The sequence below is a fragment of the Chitinophaga sp. NPDC101104 genome (genome assembly GCF_050277495.1).
Classification (GTDB): Bacteria; Bacteroidota; Bacteroidia; order Chitinophagales; family Chitinophagaceae; genus Chitinophaga.
On sequence record NZ_JBNNSF010000001.1, the window covers coordinates 2,713,799 to 2,731,877 of the forward strand.

Annotated in this window: 19 protein-coding genes; 2 read left to right on the forward strand and 17 right to left on the reverse strand. The window is 47.7% G+C overall.

What is annotated here, in order from left to right:
• Positions 1-358: 358 nt before the first annotated feature.
• Together ACQKLP_RS10850 and ACQKLP_RS10855 are read left to right on the forward strand one after the other, a co-directional pair.
• Positions 359-1,108 (forward strand): LytR/AlgR family response regulator transcription factor, encoded by a 750-nt coding sequence (locus ACQKLP_RS10850; RefSeq protein WP_427322778.1) that lies wholly within the window; start codon positions 359-361, stop codon positions 1,106-1,108.
• A complete protein-coding gene (locus ACQKLP_RS10855) occupies positions 1,105-2,874 on the forward strand; it encodes a histidine kinase (RefSeq protein ID WP_427322779.1) in 1,770 nt (589 codons plus the stop codon). Before ACQKLP_RS10850 ends, ACQKLP_RS10855 begins: the two co-directional genes overlap by 4 nt.
• On the opposite strand, the gene ACQKLP_RS10860 is transcribed toward ACQKLP_RS10855, so the two are convergent.
• The 17 genes from ACQKLP_RS10860 to ACQKLP_RS10940 all read right to left on the reverse strand — a co-directional run bounded on the left by ACQKLP_RS10860 (position 2,871) and on the right by ACQKLP_RS10940 (position 18,070).
• On the reverse strand, positions 2,871-3,701 hold the full coding sequence (locus ACQKLP_RS10860) for an RteC domain-containing protein (RefSeq protein WP_427322780.1): 831 nt from the start codon (positions 3,699-3,701) through the stop codon (positions 2,871-2,873). The two genes, ACQKLP_RS10855 and ACQKLP_RS10860, sit on opposite strands and share 4 nt — an antisense overlap.
• Positions 3,702-3,992: 291 nt before the next feature.
• The gene (locus ACQKLP_RS10865; RefSeq protein ID WP_427322781.1) at positions 3,993-4,592 is read right to left on the reverse strand and encodes a hypothetical protein; all 600 of its coding nucleotides are present in this window, start codon (positions 4,590-4,592) and stop codon (positions 3,993-3,995) included.
• Between the two features lie 185 nt (positions 4,593-4,777).
• The gene (locus tag ACQKLP_RS10870) at positions 4,778-5,371 is read right to left on the reverse strand and encodes a hypothetical protein (RefSeq protein ID WP_427322782.1); all 594 of its coding nucleotides are present in this window, start codon (positions 5,369-5,371) and stop codon (positions 4,778-4,780) included.
• Positions 5,372-5,424: 53 nt separating this feature from the next.
• Positions 5,425-6,864, reverse strand: coding sequence for a hypothetical protein (locus ACQKLP_RS10875; protein WP_427322783.1), 1,440 nt, complete (start codon positions 6,862-6,864; stop codon positions 5,425-5,427).
• Positions 6,865-6,904: 40 nt separating this feature from the next.
• Positions 6,905-7,642: a hypothetical protein gene (locus ACQKLP_RS10880; protein WP_427322784.1), complete on the reverse strand. Its 738-nt coding sequence runs from the start codon at positions 7,640-7,642 to the stop codon at positions 6,905-6,907.
• Positions 7,643-7,673: 31 nt separating this feature from the next.
• A complete protein-coding gene (gene traN / locus ACQKLP_RS10885) occupies positions 7,674-8,495 on the reverse strand; it encodes a conjugative transposon protein TraN (RefSeq protein WP_427322785.1) in 822 nt (273 codons plus the stop codon).
• A gap of 12 nt (positions 8,496-8,507) precedes the next feature.
• Positions 8,508-9,791 carry a conjugative transposon protein TraM gene (traM, locus tag ACQKLP_RS10890; protein ID WP_427322786.1) on the reverse strand — a complete coding sequence of 428 codons (1,284 nt, stop codon included), beginning with the start codon at positions 9,789-9,791 and terminating at the stop codon, positions 8,508-8,510.
• Between the two features lie 16 nt (positions 9,792-9,807).
• Positions 9,808-10,260, reverse strand: a complete 453-nt coding sequence (locus ACQKLP_RS10895; protein WP_427322787.1) for a hypothetical protein — start codon at positions 10,258-10,260, stop codon at positions 9,808-9,810.
• A gap of 3 nt (positions 10,261-10,263) precedes the next feature.
• Positions 10,264-10,881: a conjugative transposon protein TraK gene (gene traK / locus ACQKLP_RS10900; RefSeq protein ID WP_427322788.1), complete on the reverse strand. Its 618-nt coding sequence runs from the start codon at positions 10,879-10,881 to the stop codon at positions 10,264-10,266.
• 27 nt (positions 10,882-10,908) lie between these two features.
• Positions 10,909-12,090 (reverse strand): conjugative transposon protein TraJ, encoded by a 1,182-nt coding sequence (gene traJ / locus ACQKLP_RS10905; protein ID WP_427322789.1) that lies wholly within the window; start codon positions 12,088-12,090, stop codon positions 10,909-10,911.
• A 26-nt stretch (positions 12,091-12,116) separates the two neighbouring features.
• The gene (locus tag ACQKLP_RS10910) at positions 12,117-12,755 is read right to left on the reverse strand and encodes a TerB family tellurite resistance protein (RefSeq protein ID WP_427322790.1); all 639 of its coding nucleotides are present in this window, start codon (positions 12,753-12,755) and stop codon (positions 12,117-12,119) included.
• A complete protein-coding gene (locus tag ACQKLP_RS10915) occupies positions 12,752-13,423 on the reverse strand; it encodes a hypothetical protein (RefSeq protein WP_427322791.1) in 672 nt (223 codons plus the stop codon). Before ACQKLP_RS10915 ends, ACQKLP_RS10910 begins: the two co-directional genes overlap by 4 nt.
• A gap of 10 nt (positions 13,424-13,433) precedes the next feature.
• Positions 13,434-13,907: a hypothetical protein gene (locus ACQKLP_RS10920; RefSeq protein ID WP_427322792.1), complete on the reverse strand. Its 474-nt coding sequence runs from the start codon at positions 13,905-13,907 to the stop codon at positions 13,434-13,436.
• Positions 13,904-14,581 carry a conjugal transfer protein TraI gene (locus ACQKLP_RS10925; protein WP_427322793.1) on the reverse strand — a complete coding sequence of 226 codons (678 nt, stop codon included), beginning with the start codon at positions 14,579-14,581 and terminating at the stop codon, positions 13,904-13,906. The genes ACQKLP_RS10920 and ACQKLP_RS10925 overlap by 4 nt, the downstream gene beginning before the upstream one ends.
• 177 nt (positions 14,582-14,758) lie before the next feature.
• Positions 14,759-15,127: a hypothetical protein gene (locus ACQKLP_RS10930; RefSeq protein WP_427322794.1), complete on the reverse strand. Its 369-nt coding sequence runs from the start codon at positions 15,125-15,127 to the stop codon at positions 14,759-14,761.
• Between the two features lie 70 nt (positions 15,128-15,197).
• Positions 15,198-17,744, reverse strand: coding sequence for a TraG family conjugative transposon ATPase (locus tag ACQKLP_RS10935; protein WP_427322795.1), 2,547 nt, complete (start codon positions 17,742-17,744; stop codon positions 15,198-15,200).
• Positions 17,741-18,070, reverse strand: a complete 330-nt coding sequence (locus ACQKLP_RS10940; protein ID WP_427322796.1) for a DUF4133 domain-containing protein — start codon at positions 18,068-18,070, stop codon at positions 17,741-17,743. The genes ACQKLP_RS10935 and ACQKLP_RS10940 overlap by 4 nt, the downstream gene beginning before the upstream one ends.
• Positions 18,071-18,079 lie beyond the last annotated feature (9 nt).

The following is an 18,079-nucleotide window of genomic DNA, read 5'->3' on the forward strand; positions in this document are numbered from 1 at the left end:
GGATAAATATGAAAGCAACCACTGATCTAGCCGCCGAAAGAGCCTAAATAACCGCCTTTGCCGGAAAATTTTCGATATAAAGTAGTCTATAACATCTACCCATAACCGAAAATATATTACATTAATATATTAAGTGGTGGAGGGCGAATAATTGAAATTCCCGTAAAAATTTCTTATATTAGTTATACCAATAAGAACTTTCGATTTAGCAAGCGCGACAAGTGTGATATGATCTAACGTTATCCCGCCTATTATCATAATTACCGGAATTTAATTTGAGTAACTGATTGTGCTACCGTGCGCGGCAGTATGGCTTTATTCATTTCGATCAATGGAAAACCTTAAATTACCATGTTATATGATCAAATTCCTGCGTATTGTTATAGTGGATGATCAGCCCAATATCCGAAAAGATTTACGGCTAATGCTCGAAACCATGGAAGGGGTGGTGGTAGTGGCGGAAGCGGTTTCTGTAAGGAATGCTGCTGAAGTGATTACCGCGACTTCACCTGACCTTGTATTTATGGATATTGACCTGGGTGACGGGTTGTGTTTCGATTTGCTGGAGCAACTGCAGCCACTGTCATTCCGGGTAATATTTCTCACTGGTTACGGAGAATACGCCATCCGGGCAATAAAATGCGGCGCACTGGATTATCTGCTGAAGCCGGCGGCCCTGGAAGAGGTACGCCTTGCCGTTAGCCGGGCCTGGGACATAACGCCGGTATCTCCAGAGCAATGGCGGCTGACCCGGCAGCAATGTCTTGAAAGGTCGTTTGTTGAGCGAATTGCGCTGCCGGCGGTTGGCCACTGGCACCTGCTGCCGTTGAGCGAGATCCTTTATGCGGAAGGCACGCATGGGACGGTAGTTCACATGGCGGGGGGAGATCATCATAAAACCATAAAATCACTGGCTGATATAGAAAAAATGCTCCCGGAAACAGAGTTTATCCGGGTTCACCAGTCTTACCTGGTGAACCTGCGGCACATCAAGACCTACTATAAACGAGGTGAGATACAGCTTTCTTGTGGCATCTGTGTACCTGTTTCAGCAAGGAGACGGGAATCGGTAGAGCATTTTTTACGGAATGAAAAGGTTGGGATATGAGAAGGCTGGTTACTGGACTGCTGCTGATGATAATTTCGGGATGTACGCTGTTGGAGGATGACGATCCCGGGCTTGATAAGTTTGAAAAAGCGGCTTTGGAAGCCGAAGAGGTGAAATATAGTGAATTGCTGGGTAGCATGACCCGAGAAACATATGCGTTAGGTGGATCTGACTATTGGTTCAGCTTTCAAAACCTGGATTTAGCGCGAATTGATCGGGATAGCGCAAGGTTGCTACTTGAAAAGGCGAAGGTGTTGGCGAGGCGTTCGGAATCGGTGGTACAGGAGTATTTTATCAAATCCATGAATGCAGGCTATCAGCGGGAACGGGGCCTGAACTGGGAGTTGCAGGTCAGGAACAGTGGCCGAAGTTTGAGCAAGCTCATTGTTTCCAATGCCAATAATTTCATTCCTATCTATGCAACGGCGCCCGCCATTAGTTACCTGGCGGACAAAATCGGTGAAGGGGAAAATATTAGGAGGATGATTGGGCTATCAGAGGGCGATCTGGATCAAGACTTGAAAAGTTATGCTCCGGCACAGCGAATATCGGCATTAGGCCAGTTGGGCGCTATTCGGATGCGGCAGGGAAAGTTTCGGGAAGCGAAAAAATTATATGTAAAGGCGCTCAATGAAAGCGGCAGGGAGGGGAAGCGGCTTCCAGATTTGTTGTTTATGATGGGAGTGGCGTTGCTGCGGACCGGTAGCAGCGGGGAGGCATTGAGATATGTTGATTCTGCGATTCAGGTGGGGAAAAGCACGTCCAACTGGCAACTGATAAGTGAGGCATATACCTTCCGGCACCGGGAACTGTTTTCGCAATTACCCCGTCGGCAGATGCATGACCTGGATTCAGCGTTGTATTATCATTTGAGAGCGGATAGCATGATGTTATCGGTAAAGGTGGGTGAGATATTGGGGCAGCTGGCGGTCAAAGAAAAGAATATCCGCATCAAACGAATACTGGAGAAAGCCCAGGACAGGGAGCAGATCAACGGCCAACGAAAGCTGACGATCCTGTACTTGTCACTGCTGGCGGTATCATTGTGTGTGATTGCCGTCCTGGTCTACCGTCGCTACAGGATGCGGCTTCAAATCCGGGAAGGGGAGCTGCTCCAGCAATTGTTCCGAAGCCAGATGGAAGGCCATTTCATGTACAACTCACTGGCGAACCTACAGGGCATGGTCCGCAACAGAGATCACGACAATGCGCTGCAATACCTGGGGACATTTTCCCGGCTATTGCAATTAAACCAGTTCAATTCCCGGTCATCCTTTGTTTCTCTCCGAGACGAGGTTACGGCCCTGGAAACTTATTTGCAATTGCAACAGGTGCATCTGGCGCGTGAGTTCACTTACAAAATAGATCTATATGAAGGGTTTGGGCGGGATGGTGTGCAGATCCCGCCCATGCTGGTGCAGCCATTTGTTGAGAACGCGGTGGTGCATGGAGTCTCCAGGCTGGAGGGTAATGGAATGATCCGGATTTCATTTACCAAGGGCATCCAAACCATTCATTGCCGTATCGAGGATAACGGCCCGGGACTGGACGCACCAAAGCCGCTGTCGTTAAAGCCGTCACTCTCTACCCAGATCACCAATAAGCGCCTGCGTGTACTGGGCAAGCGTATTCACGTGGTGGGACGGCTTGAAGTGAGAAGCCTGTCGGAGCCGGGCAGGACCGGTACGGTGGTATTGTTGGATATCCCATACCGGGTAGCGGCAGTCCCGGCAAATCCGAATGGAGTACCTGCCGGTGATGATTAGCCGAGAGCATGAAGATCATCGTAGTCCGCCCTTTTACCGAGAGCAATAATGGCTTCATCGAAAAATGCGGTGCGGCTTTTTTTGCGAATCCTGATATGTTCCCAGTTTTTATAGACATTTCCCATTTTGAAATTAAATACCCGCTCAAAAAAGGCTTTCACTTTGGTAATATCATGGCGTTTGCCATCCAGTACTTGTAATTCATTGAAAGCATAGAGCACTTCCGTGAGTGCCTGGTTCGTTCCTGTCCAGGTAAAGGATACGTCATTGGACGGATCGGGTTTGCCGAGTTGCTCGTAGCAGAAGTCGATCAGCATGATGGCGGCTGTAATGCGGGCGAAAGCATGGCTTGCTTTGGTTTCACTGCCCGGGGTGGTGAGCTGGCGCAGGGAACCGTATCCAGTAATGGGGACTTCTTTGGGACGAAGGAAGTAAGTGGCATCCAAATGGGTAGCCCCGGTGTTAAAATACTTCCAGATGGAGCCAAACCGGAGAATGTAAGCATGAATACTTTCAATTCTTTTCTGCCAGAATTCGTTGATTCCCTCTTTTATGAAATAGGGGAATTGGCCTTTCAAATCCAGCAATTTCAGGAAATACAGGAGCCTTCCTTCGACTGCGGGTTTGATATGCTTGAAAAAATAGATTTCAAGATCCGGGTGCTTGAATATGTGGCTATCGGCGTGGGCCTGCAGCTGACGCAAGGTAAGGTTACAGGCCCTTGCTGCTTCCTGGAAGGAAGCAATAGAGTGGTTGCCATCTTTTTCAATTTCGGATATATCATGTAGCAGTTTTGCCAGCAGTTCTTCAGGATTGGTGGTAGTCATTTTTTCAAGGATTATAGTGAAGTAATGACGCCGGCCACTAGTGCACGTTGGGCCTGCTTTATCGGTTCTACGTTAACGTTATCGCAAAGCTAATGAGATGATAGAGGCCAAGCGCGAATTCTGCCTTGTGAGGGAAATGACGAAAAAGCGGGTAAGTATTTGCTGGTGGCGGAATGTGAGCATAGTAAAAATGCTTTTTTAATGGATGGACGGTTTATATGAGGGGCGAAATGATAGAATTGGTGAAAATGTTAGAAAATAGGGTCGAAATGTAACGAAAGAAGGGCCAGCTTATAAATAGTGACCTTTATTTTTTCCGGAAGTACGGTCTCTGATACGCCTGCTCTGTATTTTTTGCTGTCGTACTTCATCAATTGGGGGAAGGAATACGTTAGGAAGCGGAAGGGCTTCCAAAAGCAGCTTGTAGCGAAGTTCCTTAAAACCATTTGTGAATTCGATGTGGGGCCTGTTGCCAACCTTCCTGGAAGCCCCAAGGAGATAAACGCCGTTCTGAATGGGGGCAAGAAATTCATCTATGTTGTAATTAAGTAGTTCATTTATTTCGGCGCGCTTTTCCGTGAATAGGTAAATACCATTGGGCAGATGCCTGTACAAAGTGGAATTGCGACTGGATTGGACTACCGCCAGGGGAGGCCTCGACCAAATGGCCTGAATTGTAATTTGATGAATATGTTGAATAGCATTTTCAAAATAGCATACAGTTCTGTCCAGAAAGGCAATCGGATAGATAGGGGCGGTGCCCAGAGCGGTCGCCAGGTTGTTATATGGCACTTCGGAAATAAAGTGTTTTGTTGTCGGGATTTTTTCCGGATCATAAGTTTGGATGTCGCGTACATAAAACTTCGTAGAGAATTCGTCTTCGCAGTACATGGTGCTCATTTTGAGAGGTAAGAACTGTTATCGTTTAACTAATTGATAAGGTTTTCTTTTTGGAAATATAAAAAGTTCCGGGCAGCGCGCCCGGAACTATTGGGACTATCTCCCCCGATTGGCGAAGCACTTGACAGGTTGCTCTCCAGCAGAGCCTTCTCCACTTTCACCAATATCTTTTCGGGCTATGGGCCAAATTTTTTCTTTAGGTTCGGGATATCATTATGGATGGTATACTTTGTCGGAAGGCGACGGGGCTTATCGGCAGGCCCTAATTGCATAGTTCTTTCAAATGGCTTGAGCTGCTCCTTTAATTTTTGAAACCCCTCCAGGTGAATGAGATCATAGGCATTGCCGACCTGGGCGGTATAGCCCAATAAAAAAGAGCCGTTTTGATCAGGTTTGTATAACAGGTGGTCGAGATCCATTTTCAGGAGTTCTTGTACAAGGCGCGGTTGACGGGTGAAAAGATACACGCCAGTCATTTTCAATTCATCCTTTAATGGAGATTGCTTGGAGTGTTGAATTTCGAGAAGAGACCGGCTATCGTCTTTTCTGCTGATGGTGACGCGGAATAGATGGAATGGGGTATGGCGTGTTTTTGCCAGCCTTTTGTCCAACATTTCCAGTGGTAAGGTAGTGGCAGTAGCGAGAGCTTCCGCCAATGAGTCCAATGTGGATTGGTTCAAGAATGGTTTTTGCGTAAGCAGGTTGGGATCTTTCTGCCCCCGGAGGTCATACCCTTCTACCTTGATTATAAATTCCTTTGACTGTTCCATAGTATGGTTGTATAGAAGTAAGGAAAAAATACCAGGTGGGGGCTGGTATTGATTTATCTTTTGATTTTCCTGCCTTTTTTATTGGATGCTGGAATACGCGTGGCTGAATTTTTCTTTGGCCTGTCGGTCTTTTTCTTCGGCCGTTCGGATTTGATGGTGGCTTTTGTTTTTTCAGGATTATCCTCTGACGCTTGGCCTGCGTTGGTGGCTGCGTTCAATTCAGGATTTTTTTTTTGATCCTTTGCCTTGTTCGTTTTATGGGTACCATCGTAAACATGCATGACGGAATGATCTTCATTACGTTTGCTTGATCCAACTCCCCGTTCAAGCGCCTTGTCGGTTCGGAATTGGTCATGTGAAAGCGCCTTGCCATCACTGGCGTCAGCGATTAGGATGGTCTTGAACTCAGGGTTTGCCGATACATGGATTAGCGGAATGTCTTTGTCTCCTGTTTCAATTACAAGCTTGTGGCCCTGTTGAAGAGCTTTCACGTCCGACCAGTAGGCGTCTTTTGTCATGCCTTCAGTCCACTTGTAGTCCCTGTATTTGTTGGCCAGGTAGTTCTCTTCATCAGGGACTCTTTCCAGGTGCATGTTTTTCCAGACTGATTTTGTTTCGGAAGAGAAATCGATGTATAGCCACATCATTTTCTTTTCCGTCAACTCGAATTGGGGATTGCCTACATTTTTCAGTTCATTTTTCATGAAGTCACTAAATCTTCTCATCAATTGTGTGTATGAAGAGAACTCCTTCTCGTTATGAGCCTTTTGATTGAGGAATGTTTCTTGATCCAATTGGTTGAATTTATCCAGTAATTCCCGGCTATCGCCATACCCTCTGTTTTGCCACTCGCCAGCTACATCCTCCCTGGAGCGGTAATCGGTAAGTTCCTTACGGACGGCAGCAGGATTTGCAGATTTTACCAGCATCCGGGCGGCTTCATCCGTTGTGATCTTTTCTTCGGCAGGAAACCACCGGGAGCGAGTGTGCTCAATTCCATAGGTGCTGATGCGGGAAAGTGTATTTTCGTCCAGTTCCAGTCCGTGGGTGCCAAACCTGGAGGTGATAGCAAGAAATAAGTCCTCGTTGTTTTCCCGGATTTGCGAGAGATCCTGGCGGACCTGATTGTTGAAGAAAATTTCATAGTTGTCAATAACTATGCTCATCTCTTCTTCTTCCATCGGGCCCGGGCCGTTTGCCATGCGCATGGTGAGGTCACGCACATCAATACCTGCAATGGTTTGGTCAAGCATTAATCCTTCCACAAGAGTGGCTTCATAGCCATTAAAGAAGGCGCGCCGCTGCCCGAAGGTAATTTTGGGCTGGAAGAACGCTTCGCCGAAATCGAATGCGGAAATGGCAAGGGGAGAATATACTTCCATGCCGGTGTTATATGCGAAGTCAATACCATCGTTAAGATCGGTACCGAAACCGAGCTTTTCCGCCTGTTTTTTGATTTGTGGGATGTTTTCAATATTTCTTTGTTGTTCCATGATGTAAGACTTTTAATAAGTGATTAGAATGGATGTTGCATTACCGTTTTCGGCTGATGCCATTGGCTGTCCGTGCTTTTCTCACAGCGGGTTTGCCCTTATTGGTGAGTTTGATTTGCCCTTGGGAGGAATTTTTGTTATTCGTTGGCTGGAGCTTCTGTTGCTCCGGGCCTGGCTTACCAGGCGTTGCGGGTTGCGGGCTGATACTATTTTGCGCCTGTAATGTTGTTTTCAACTGACCATCAGGTTGCACTACCGTTTTAGATACAGCCTGATTTTGTTGCTGGTCTTTTTGTTGAGGTTGTCTGAAATATGGCATGTCGGGTTGCACGTCCATATAAGATCTTCGCCCGTTGGTAAGCCCGGGCGCATATGCAGGACTTAACAGGGATCGCCCCATCGCTATTATGCCATTAGGAATAGCTGAAAGCAGGAGCCTTGATGTAATGGCGCCAACCAATCGCATTAACTGGTAGGCAAGGCGGAATGGGGCCAGCAGAAGGTTTCTTCCGCCGAGTTTCACTTCTCTCCAGAAGCGTTCAAATCCGGTTTTGTTAATCTTTCTGTTGGCGAAATTCTTACCTGCACGCAAGGATTTGTCGCGCAGCCATTCATCGATGTCCTTCCCGCCTGATTTACGCATATAATCCATAAAGTCCCTTTCAAGAATAAGTTTTTCCCTGCTTTGCATATAACCGGGCTGCTGACGTTCCATCCGGTCAAAGTATTGCTGTAGGCAGGTAAAGGCTTCGTCAAGATTCAATCGATCGTTTGCCATAAAATTTGATTTGATAGTGAATAATATATTTTCAATCGCCCCTTGTATGCAGGAGCTGGTGACCTTTTATGTAAAGCGTTAATGGGCGGTCACCATTTTTTTCAAATATTTCTATCACCATGAGCTTGTTATCGGCGATGGTGAACTTTGGAAATGCGACGACCAGGTTGGCTTTTCTTCCAGAGGAGATCCGGCCTTGTGGGGGGAGCTGTTCTGACAATGATGGTAATGGTTTTTCCAGTTTGGCGGTCCGTTTGGCTCTTTTTTTATCCCTGACATAATACCTGGTAAGATTCATGTCGTAATCCATGCTGGATGCGTTGGAAATGGAGAACTTAAAGAATAGCACGTCACCTTTCAGGTAGATATCGGCCAGGCTTATGCGAATGCGGCCGCTGGTTTTGGCTGTCGGGCGGTTCCGTACTGCAGGGGTTGCGTCGAGCACTTTCATGAATTGTGTGATGGAAGCGTCGCTAAGGCGGTCGTGGGAAAATTGAGCGGAAGGAGCATCTGGCGGCTTTACCTCCATGACCGTTACCGGTGGATTCTTACTGTAGAAAATGTAAAAGGCGTAAATTCTTCCGTCTTCAGTGATAACGGTGAGATTGGATGGTGGCAAGGACGTGGTACGGGCCTTTACACGAAGGACGTTTTTCATTCCCGTAACCATTTCGGTGGCAATGTCCGGATGACCGCGATCAACACAGTCTTCGCAAATGGGGGCTGCGAAAACTAAAACTGTAGTTTGATCAGTTGAAATGTACAGGTTGAGCCGTTGGATATTGGATGATTGGGCGAAGGTGGTCACGCACAGCAGCAGGAGGACCGCGAAAGAAAGGAGTTTCTTGATCATAATGGTATCATTTTAATTGTTAGAGGAATCGTTACTGGAGAGCAGCACCGGGTAATCGGCGCTAAGTGTTACCCGTATGAGGCGGATTTTTTTGGAGAGGAGTTTACGGGCCGTTTCGATGCCGGCGGAAGCGGCTTGTGCGCCGAGGCTGGGATCAAGTGTGCCGATGGCGGCTGATTGGATGGCCTGATCGGCGGATTGTTTGGAGGCATCCCGGTTGATTGAGCCTGGCACCCGGATACCGGCATTGCCGTCCAGGTCATATACGGTGAGTTTTACCGGATATAATGCGTTACCGTTTCGGATGCTGGTCACATCAATTGTGAGCCTTTCCCCTGTGAGTTGGCAGCTGCCAAACAGGAAAGTACCTTCCGGAATCAACCGTCCGTCGATGTATACCGGTTGAAGCAGTCGCATTTTTACGGTCGAGCCGGAAACGAGTGTTTGTTGCTCGTGGATGGCTGCCTGGATGGCCTGGTACCTGTTAAAAGAAGTATCCAGTGCATTACGACTGCCGTAGAAGACGGAGCCGGAAGGGGATCTCAATTTTGCAGGGTTCCCTGTGTCAGCGGTAACGGTAAGTCCACCGAAATAGGCGGATGTCGCAATTTTAGGAACGCTGGAAACGGGAAAGGCGGCCCCAGCTTTTTGGAGGGATTGCTGTTTGGCTCGCTGCACAACCCTGTCCGGATGCTGGATGTCGAGAATGGTATGAAGCATATTGTTCATCTGGTCGAGCTCCGGATTAGCATTGGAGCTCTGTTGCAGCGAGCTCATCATATTTTCCAGGTGAGAGATGGCCGGATCGGGAGGGGCTGCAATGTTATAAGGCGTTTCCACCGGCTCCGGCTGTTGGTCGATGGTGCGTTGAATGCGTTGCAATTTGTTTTCCAGTGCGGAAAGCTGTTTTTCATTTCTGCGAGCTGGCGGCAATAATCGATCGTCAGTATTGGCGTATGCATCGGTGCCTGGGGAGAAGGGGCTTTCCACCGCGCCTGTTTCGGAGGGGGCGGGCAGGGCTTGCTTGCGCATGGAAAAGTAATCCAGCAACTTGCTGTTTTCCTCTTCTTTTAATTTGGCGGAGTCTGCGGCTGCTTTCTTGTACGTGTCGAGCTTATCCATCTCTTTATCTTCCCGAGAAGGTGAAGGCAGGTGCGAATTAAGTCCGTTCGTTGCTTGTTTAGGATCTGCATCAGCGGAGCCGCCACCGAGTGAATAGAAAATGATGGCAGCCAGGGGGATGAAGAAAACGGCCAGTAATGCGCGTGCGAGTTTTTTTCTGTTTTGAATGGTCATAACTGTAGATTTTCGATTAATGGTTTGGATTAATATTGGCTCCCCAGGCGAGCACGCTGTCGATAAATCCGGGACGCTGAGCTTCATAGCGCGCCAGCGAGTCCCTTCCTTCGGGTGTGGCTCGCAGTTGTTGCAAGCGCAGCAGGAATTCATTGAATAGTGCCGAGTCCTTTTTAAAGGTGCTGGTAGCATCTTTAGGAAGCTGTGATGATCGTTGTTGTGGGGATGGCGGCTTTTTACTGCTTTCAGTAGCATGGCGGATCGGCACCTGTAGTTGCAGCAAGGCCAGAGTGACCATGATGGAAGTGAAGATCACCAGGAAAGTAATTTTGCTCCTTTTGCTCCAGCTGAGCGTTCGCCGGTTTAATCTTGAAGTGACTGATAGCTGTGCCCTGGCTATCGCGTAGGCTATGCCGCTTAGGGTCTTACCTGCAGTGGGTGATTTTTTTCTTTTGAACAATCGTAGCATAGGTTAACGTTGTTTGAATTCGAGATCATTATTTTCAATTGTTGTCCATTTTTCGATCAGGAACCCATGAGGGTTATTGTCAGAGCGCGTGACGTTTCGCAGGAGCCCGGAAGTGATAAGGCGGCGGGTAACGATGGCACTTGATCTGATGATGCGCTGCTTTCCGAAAAACCGGAATTGGTATGGAGCGGTGGAAATATCGAGCTGGATGCTATCGCAAATCACTTCCTGGCTCACGTTGCCGGAAACGATGGCCGTGTAATAACCTTTTTCTCGCAGGTTGTCGTAGGCTTCTTTTGCAGAAATGTCGGCCAGGTATAGCGATTTGGCGACACTGGTCTGTATGGCTTTTTCGTCCGGGCTTAAGGTGAAGAACTGCTGATGGAACATCAGGATGTGATGTTTAGCTTCTATTGGGATATTGGCTGCCCTTGTCGAGGCATTTGCAGATAGCGCCTGTCCTTCGCTAATCACGTAAATGCGGTTATAGGCTTCCGTTACTTTCGTGATACAAAACCAAACGCAATACCCGCACAGCGTGGTAAGCGAAATGATGATGACGAAAGTGAATAGCCTGACGTGTTTGAAGGCGTTATCAATATTGTTGAGTTGTTTGAACATGGTTACGGGTTTAGTTTCAAGAGAAGATTATCCATTTAGTTTGTCATTGAAGTAGCCTCCGCTCGTCCCGCTTCCGGAGGCACCGCCCGTCATTTTCCCATGGGCGTTCCCAAAAGCATCTGCGGCCATTCCTGCTGTGCCCGACGCCATGCCGATGGCCATGCCGGCTGCGGTGGCGGGCAGTCCGATCATGTTTCTGGCGTATTGGCCGACTTGCATGGTGAGGTTTGAGGCCGTGCCTGGGTTGACAATGGTCGAGGCAATGTTGGGGATGGAAAAGAAAGCGAAAATGCCGATGATCATGAAAATCATATAACCAATATCTGCCGTGGTAAAAAAGGTATCGCCGTATTGGGCGATTTGGTCTATGTCGAGCAGCAGCATTTCCTCCTGGATCATGCCAAGGATGGCACCTAAAATATTGGCGACGGGAAGCCAGAGATAAAAATTAATGTATCGTGCGAGGTAAACGGTGAGTGTGTGCGTAAATCCGTCAAAGCAGGCTAGCGCGAAAACAAAGGGGCCTACCAGTGCGCAAACGATGAGGTTGAATGTCCGCAACGTATTAATACAAAGTGACGCTGCTTCGTAGAAAAGCTCCAGGATAAAGGCGATAAATTCTTTGAACCAAGTTTTCATTTGGAAGGAGGCCTTACTGATAGCAAATTCCAGGTCATTGCCTATGCTGCCAAAAAGGCCTTCGTTCCCAATTTCATCGTGATGGGTATATTTCATCCACACATCCCTATCGCCGGCACCATCGTTGACACCGTACATCAGGTAGTTCCTGGTTTTCTTCATTTCCGCTTCCTTTTTGGCCAGCAGCGTCTCAATAGATTTGTTCGTATTGTCAACCAGGGCACGGGTACCAACAACCGTCGGGGACAGGAGACCGTTGGTAAGAAGGATCACGAATTTGAAGTTTACAATACAAAACCCCAGGACGAAGGGGCGGAAAAGTGGGAAAAAGTCGATGGGCTCAGCATTTGCTATATGCTTCCATACCCGAAAGCCAATATAGAAGGTGGCTGCAAAACCAGCAATGGCAATTGCGTATCCTTCGAGTGTGCTGACGCGTGGGAGCATTTTATCATAGAGGGTTTCCAAAATTCCGTGCATCCCCCGGATGCTATCTGCGACAACCCCGCAAAAAGCGGTTATCGGCAGTGTGAGAAAGAGAATAGCCAGCATGGCTAATTTGAATTTCATAAAAAATCGGTTTAGGAGTGAGAAGATTATGGTGTGATGCCATGGAGGCCGCGGAGCGTTTTCAATTCAGACTTGTCTTTTAGCTTGGCGATAGTCAGGAGCTTTTGCTGATTGTTGAATGTTCTAAGGAAGGTCCATTTCTGCTGCATGTCAGTGTCTATCCTGTCAATGGCCGTTATCCTTTCGGCATCTGACATGCGAAGCTGTCGGGAGGTAATGACCAGCAGGAGCTCATCGAGGCTACGGAGGCTGTCGTTAAATAGGCGGGAATAAACCGTGGCGAGGTATTCTATCTGTTGGGGATTGTAAACGCCGCTGTTTTGAAAGATGCGGAATGCGCTGCGATACGACTTTACGATAGAAACCTGCGTTTCTATGATATTGGCGATCTTATAGTACTTCCGTACTTCGGGGCTGACAAGATAAAGGCCATCCAGAAAAAGTTCATGCAGCTTAAAGTTGCCGCTGGCGATATCTTTTACCTTACCATAGCCTTGTTGAAGGGTTCTGTATCCATCATACATTTTCTGAAGGATCTCCCGGAGCTGGTTCAGCTTTTCAAGGTTAAGCAGGAGTACGGCTGCTTCGTGCTCCTGGGCATGGGATCGGGATATTGGTGCGATAGCCAGTGCCACAATGATGATAATGATGGTTAGTAGTTTCATGGCAAGGGGTTTTGAAGGTTATACCGGTTTCTCAGCACCTGGAGATCGAGAAGGGATTGTTTGCGGCTGATGCCGATGAGTTTTGCGTCAGTAATAAATTGGGATGCGAATTGCAGCTGATCGGTGCTTTGTTGGTAAATTTTCTGAATAGCTTCAATCCGTTGATGATCGTCCATTTGAAGTGCCCCAGAGGTAAGGAGGCGCTGTAGCTGGCTAATGTTATTGTCTACATCTGCCAATAAGTGACCACACGTTCTGACTATATACTCTTTTTGAGAATTGGAAAATTGGTCAGTGGTATTCAGTTCCCGAAGAAAGTTCCGCGTGTTTCTATGAATCCTTCGGCTGTTGTCAATCGTTGCGGTGACGGCCGGCATCGATTTTATCGCAGTGCTGACGAGGAACTGTCCGGCATAGAAAATATCATGAATGGAGTATTCTCCTTTTTTGATGGCATTCACCGTTCTCAACCCGGACTCAACGACCTGGTATCCTTTTTTTACGGCAGAGAGGTATAGTTGTAGTTCTCCCACTTGCTGGGAGAGGTATTTGATCTCGGTTTTATTCTGCTTGAACAACTCCCGGAAAGTGAAACTAACCTGGGCCTTCGTGGATATGGACAGGAATGCTGTTGCCAGTAGAAAAGCGGCAAGGATGATCTTTTTCATAAAGGATCGGTTATGGGTGAACGTGATTTTGTGATTTGGGGCCTATTCTGACCAGTATTCGGCGCAGCCAGGATTGTCGGGGAGGCTCGCAAAGCGTGGGGAGGGATTTATAAGCCGGAATGTCCTTGTTGCTGGTGATCGGCAAGGGGCTGGCGCGCTGCTGGTCTCCGGCCTTTAATTGAATGGAAGTAATTTGCCATCCATCATCGGCGGAAAACCGGGTTTTCAGTACGGCGTATATTGGGGAATCACGATCATTTAGCTGAAAGTCAGTGGTAAGTGTGATTTCGGCGGATTGAGGGTAATTGCGTTGAAAACTGTCGATGAATTTTTGCAGGCATAATTCCACCACTCCGGTAAAGAATGCCGGTGGCGAGAGGCTTTGAAGGAAGAATTGTCCATCATATCCTTTTCGAAGCAGGAGGGAAACAAAATCCTGCAGGAGTTTATCATCGTTAAGTTGGGAAGGGATTTGCGTACTCATGGCTCGATGTCGTATAGACCTTTGATAGTTTGCAATTCGGTTTTATCCTTCAGGCGCTGAGCAGCCAACATGATGTTTTGATTGGTGAAAGAGCGGAGGTCTGTGAGGGTAACCTGTACTTCTTTGTCTGCCTTGTGAATGAGGTCCAGTCGTTGTGCGTCGCTCATTTGTAAAGTGAAACTGGTGATGACGCCAGTTATCTGATCAATGTTCTCAACACTTTTGTTCAGTATGCCGGTGTATACGTCCAGCATATGCATCACCTCGGTCGGTTTGAAAAGGGAGGTGTTGGATACCAGGTTGACGGCATGTTTATATTCTTTGATCAGTTGCGCCTGTGCTTCAATGATAGATCGAATGCGCTTGTAATAGGTGATGGCGGTACGAACCTTGTGCAGCTCATCATAGTAGCCGGCGAAAAGCTTTCGTTGCTTTTCACCCCAGGCTGATATTTCTTCCAGCTTGAGTTTGCTCAATAGATTTTCAAGCGCCTTTTGGGCGTTTTGCAGGCGGATAGTCTGATTTTGGAGGCGTTGGACGGCAAGGTCCATGGCGCGAAGGATCTTTTTTACCGCGGTCTTGATGATAATAACTATGGGGTTTGCCTGCGTTGGCGTGGGGGAAAGCAGGGAGGCGGTAAGTGAAAAGAATAGAATGAGGAATGCCTTTCGCATAATGACTGGTTTAGCGGTGAACAATAATGTTCCATCCGCGAACGGCACCTTGGTGCACATTCGCCAGTCACATGCAAATAAATAGATTCAGAAAGGTGGGGCTATCGGTGTCGAAATGAAAGTTGGTCGCGGGTGTAGCGCGGTAGTGGGGAAGGGGTTTGTGCGTAACCTGATAACTTACTCTTTCCGATACTCGATGTTATTAACCCGGAGCAATCCTTTTTGGGGATCGAAAGAATATACCAACTGCTGATCGGTTGAGAGCATTGCGCTTTGGGGATCGTAGGTAGCGTTGGCAAACCGTTCAGTTGTATCATTGGGCCTGTCGTCATGAAAATCCACAATGGAATGGATCGTTAACCGGTATTTATCGGCGTCTCCGGCTTGTGGTTCGATTAGTACAGTTTGATGTAAAATGCTGTACTCGTTCGAGTCGATACGGTTGTATTTTCCGGATATGTTTTTGATGGAACTAGCGCCGGAGTCGCAATTGGCGACGAAAATGAAGAATGCAAATGCCAGGGAAGACGGTTTCATTTTTATCATAAGGTTCAATTTTATAACGTATAGCAAAAATAGTGCAATTGATTAATATGCTAAAAAAATTAGCATTTTTTCAGGTGCCTGATTTTTCCCGCTGGTCGGCTATCAGGGCACGGATACCTTTAGTTACATCCCCGTTAAACCTGGCCGCGTACTGTTCGACCACAACTTTTTCCCGTTGGTCGGTGGTATATGCGTAGTATTCTTCCGGGCTCGGCTCAAATCCATAGACGCACATATGCTGTCCTCCCCAGTCCACGAAAAATTCCCGGTATTTTCGTCGGGGATCATTGGCCTTGTTCAGCGAAAGCACCATTGCCTTGCCTTTATCGCTAAGCCCAAGGATCGCCTGGATTTGCTCGAATTTGTTCGCAAATTTTCGCATATCAAGTAGGATCTTGGTATCGGCGTTATTGATGATGGCGTCTTTAACGACCGGGCTATTGATCACATCGTCGAGTTCCTGGGTACAAATGATGGCTTCGCCAAAGAACTTGCGGACGGTCTTATACAGGTATTTGATGAAGTCGGCCATTCCGGCCTTTGCGATTGCCTTCCAGGCTTCCTCGATCACGATCACTTTACGAACGCCTTTGAGTTTTCGCATCTTGTTGATAAACAACTGCATGATCGTTGCCGTGGCTACCGAAAACAGTATATTATGGTCTTTGATATTGTCTAACTCGAAGATTACCAAAGGCTGTTTGAGCAAATCCAGATTTTTGTGGGCATTTAACAGGAAATGGAATTCACCTTCCTTATAAAAAGGCCGCAGAACATAAAGGAAATTGTGGAGGTCGAATTCCTTTTCTTTGACCTGCTGGGATTCAAGAATTAAAGAAAATTCATCACGGATGAATTCGTAGAAAGTATCAAAGCAGGGAAAGATGGTGGGGTCCGACGACAATTTATCGTAGTAAAGCTGGAGCGCATTGGAAAGGGCTACATACTCCGATCGTCGGAAATGCTCATCATCTTTTTTCCATATTGCGACCAGCAGCGTCTTGATACTCTCTTTGCGCTCGGTATCGAGGATATCATCGTCTTCGATGTAAAATGGATTGAACTGAATAGGGTTGGCCTCAGTATGGGTAAAATAATAGCCTCCGAGAATCTTACACACGCCCTGATAGGAGTGCCCGATATCGATTATGACCACATGGGAGTTCTGTTCGATATAGGCACGGCATAAAGCATTCATAATGAATGATTTACCTGATCCTGAGCTTCCAATAATTACCTTGTTGAGATTATTTGTCCACTGTTGTTTATATGGCCAATCTGATAGGTCTGTCCATACAGGCGCACCATATTGTCTGTCGATCAACCGAATCCCAAACGGGCTCGGAGAATCGCGGTATGCGGTTTCCTGGCTGAAAAAGCAGGTGGCCTGTTCGGCAAATGTGTCGAAACACTCGTTATCGGGAATATCGCTGGCGTTACCGGGGAGTGCTGCCCAGTAGAGCTGCGCGGCTCCTTTTATTTCCTCCCTGGGTACGGCGTCCAGCTGGGAGATGGCGGAAGAGGCCAGGTTGCGCAGTTCTTTAAGTTGGCTATGATCCGAAGTCCATACCATCAGGTTGAAGTGGCTGCGGACAGGTTGCCTTGCCTGGGAGATAGCTTCGTTCAGGAATTCGTTGGTGGCATCGCGGCTGATGGCGTTTTCGCGTGAATAGGCACTCAGGGATTGGAGCCGCCGGCGTTTGGCTTCCAGTTTTTTCAAGGTAGCCTGCGGGTCTTCAATTATGACAAATTGGTTGTATATATGGTCGCAACCCAGTAACTGTCCCACCGGTGCGGCGAAACTGATGGGGAACTTTGTTTGGTCGGTAGAGTATTTATCGTAGGTAATCCTCGGTCCGCAAAGGGCTGGAAGATCTTCCACGTTGGAAAGCGCATATAGCTGGCAGAACTTTTCCCCGATCCTAAATTGGGGCTTAAAACTGATTTCTTTAAGTGCCGGCGTGTCTTTTTCTCCCATCAGGAAACAGTACCGTTCCAGCAGGCCCGGCTTTTCTTTTGTGCCGCTGATCTCTTCGGCAGTTAGGCGCCGTGGCCGAATAAAACCGCCTTCGGCCAACAGGCGTTTAAACTGGGACACCTTGGTATGGAAGTCCAGGTAAAACTGGCCTTTTACTAGTTCCTGTGGTACCAGGACCGGGCGCAGCAAGTTTGAGAACGCAGAACTGCTCGGCTTTCTGCCTATGGCCCGGCGGGTTATCATAACGAATGACCGGTGTTTGAGGATAGGGCGGTCTTGGAAAAAGCGATCGGATGAAAGCGTCAGAAAGGATCGTTCGCCATTGTCTTCCGATGCCTGATATACGTCGTGTGTATACCAGTCCTGCTTATGTAGGATACTACCGGGAGGCAGTATGCGCAAGGCCCTTGTCCAGGTATGGTGAAGGGCATGGAAGTCTTCGGTGCTCATGGAAAAAATTTCTGGCAGCTCCAGTTCAAATACTACGGTTAAGTCTCCGTGCTTGCTGATGATGCAATCCCGCTCCACTTTGTAGATGGGAAAGAGTTTCTCCAACGACTTGGTAGTGGGCTTTTCTGGCCTGAGCTGTAGTAAGATTGCGGCCAGCAGGATTGTGCCGAGGGTAATGGAGATGATCATGATCTGCAGTTTTGGGTGAGGGAAATGAACAGGGACCGGTCCAGGCATTGGATAGTAGGAGGGATACGCCTGTAGGCAAATTCTTTGACCAATCCATGCTGGCCGTATTTTGAGGAAAAGTGCATGACGAAGTTGAAAAGGGCCATGCCCAGGATGCCTACAGTCGGTATAGATATGAATAGGCTGATGCCGCAAACATAGAATACGGCAAAGACCAGCATGAGCAAGACAAGGCCGATAGCGAGGTAGACGATATATTGGGCCTTGATGCCTTTAAACTCCAGGGGCTTGTTTATCCCTTTGTTGATAGAATAGACTATTGACATGAATGTGGG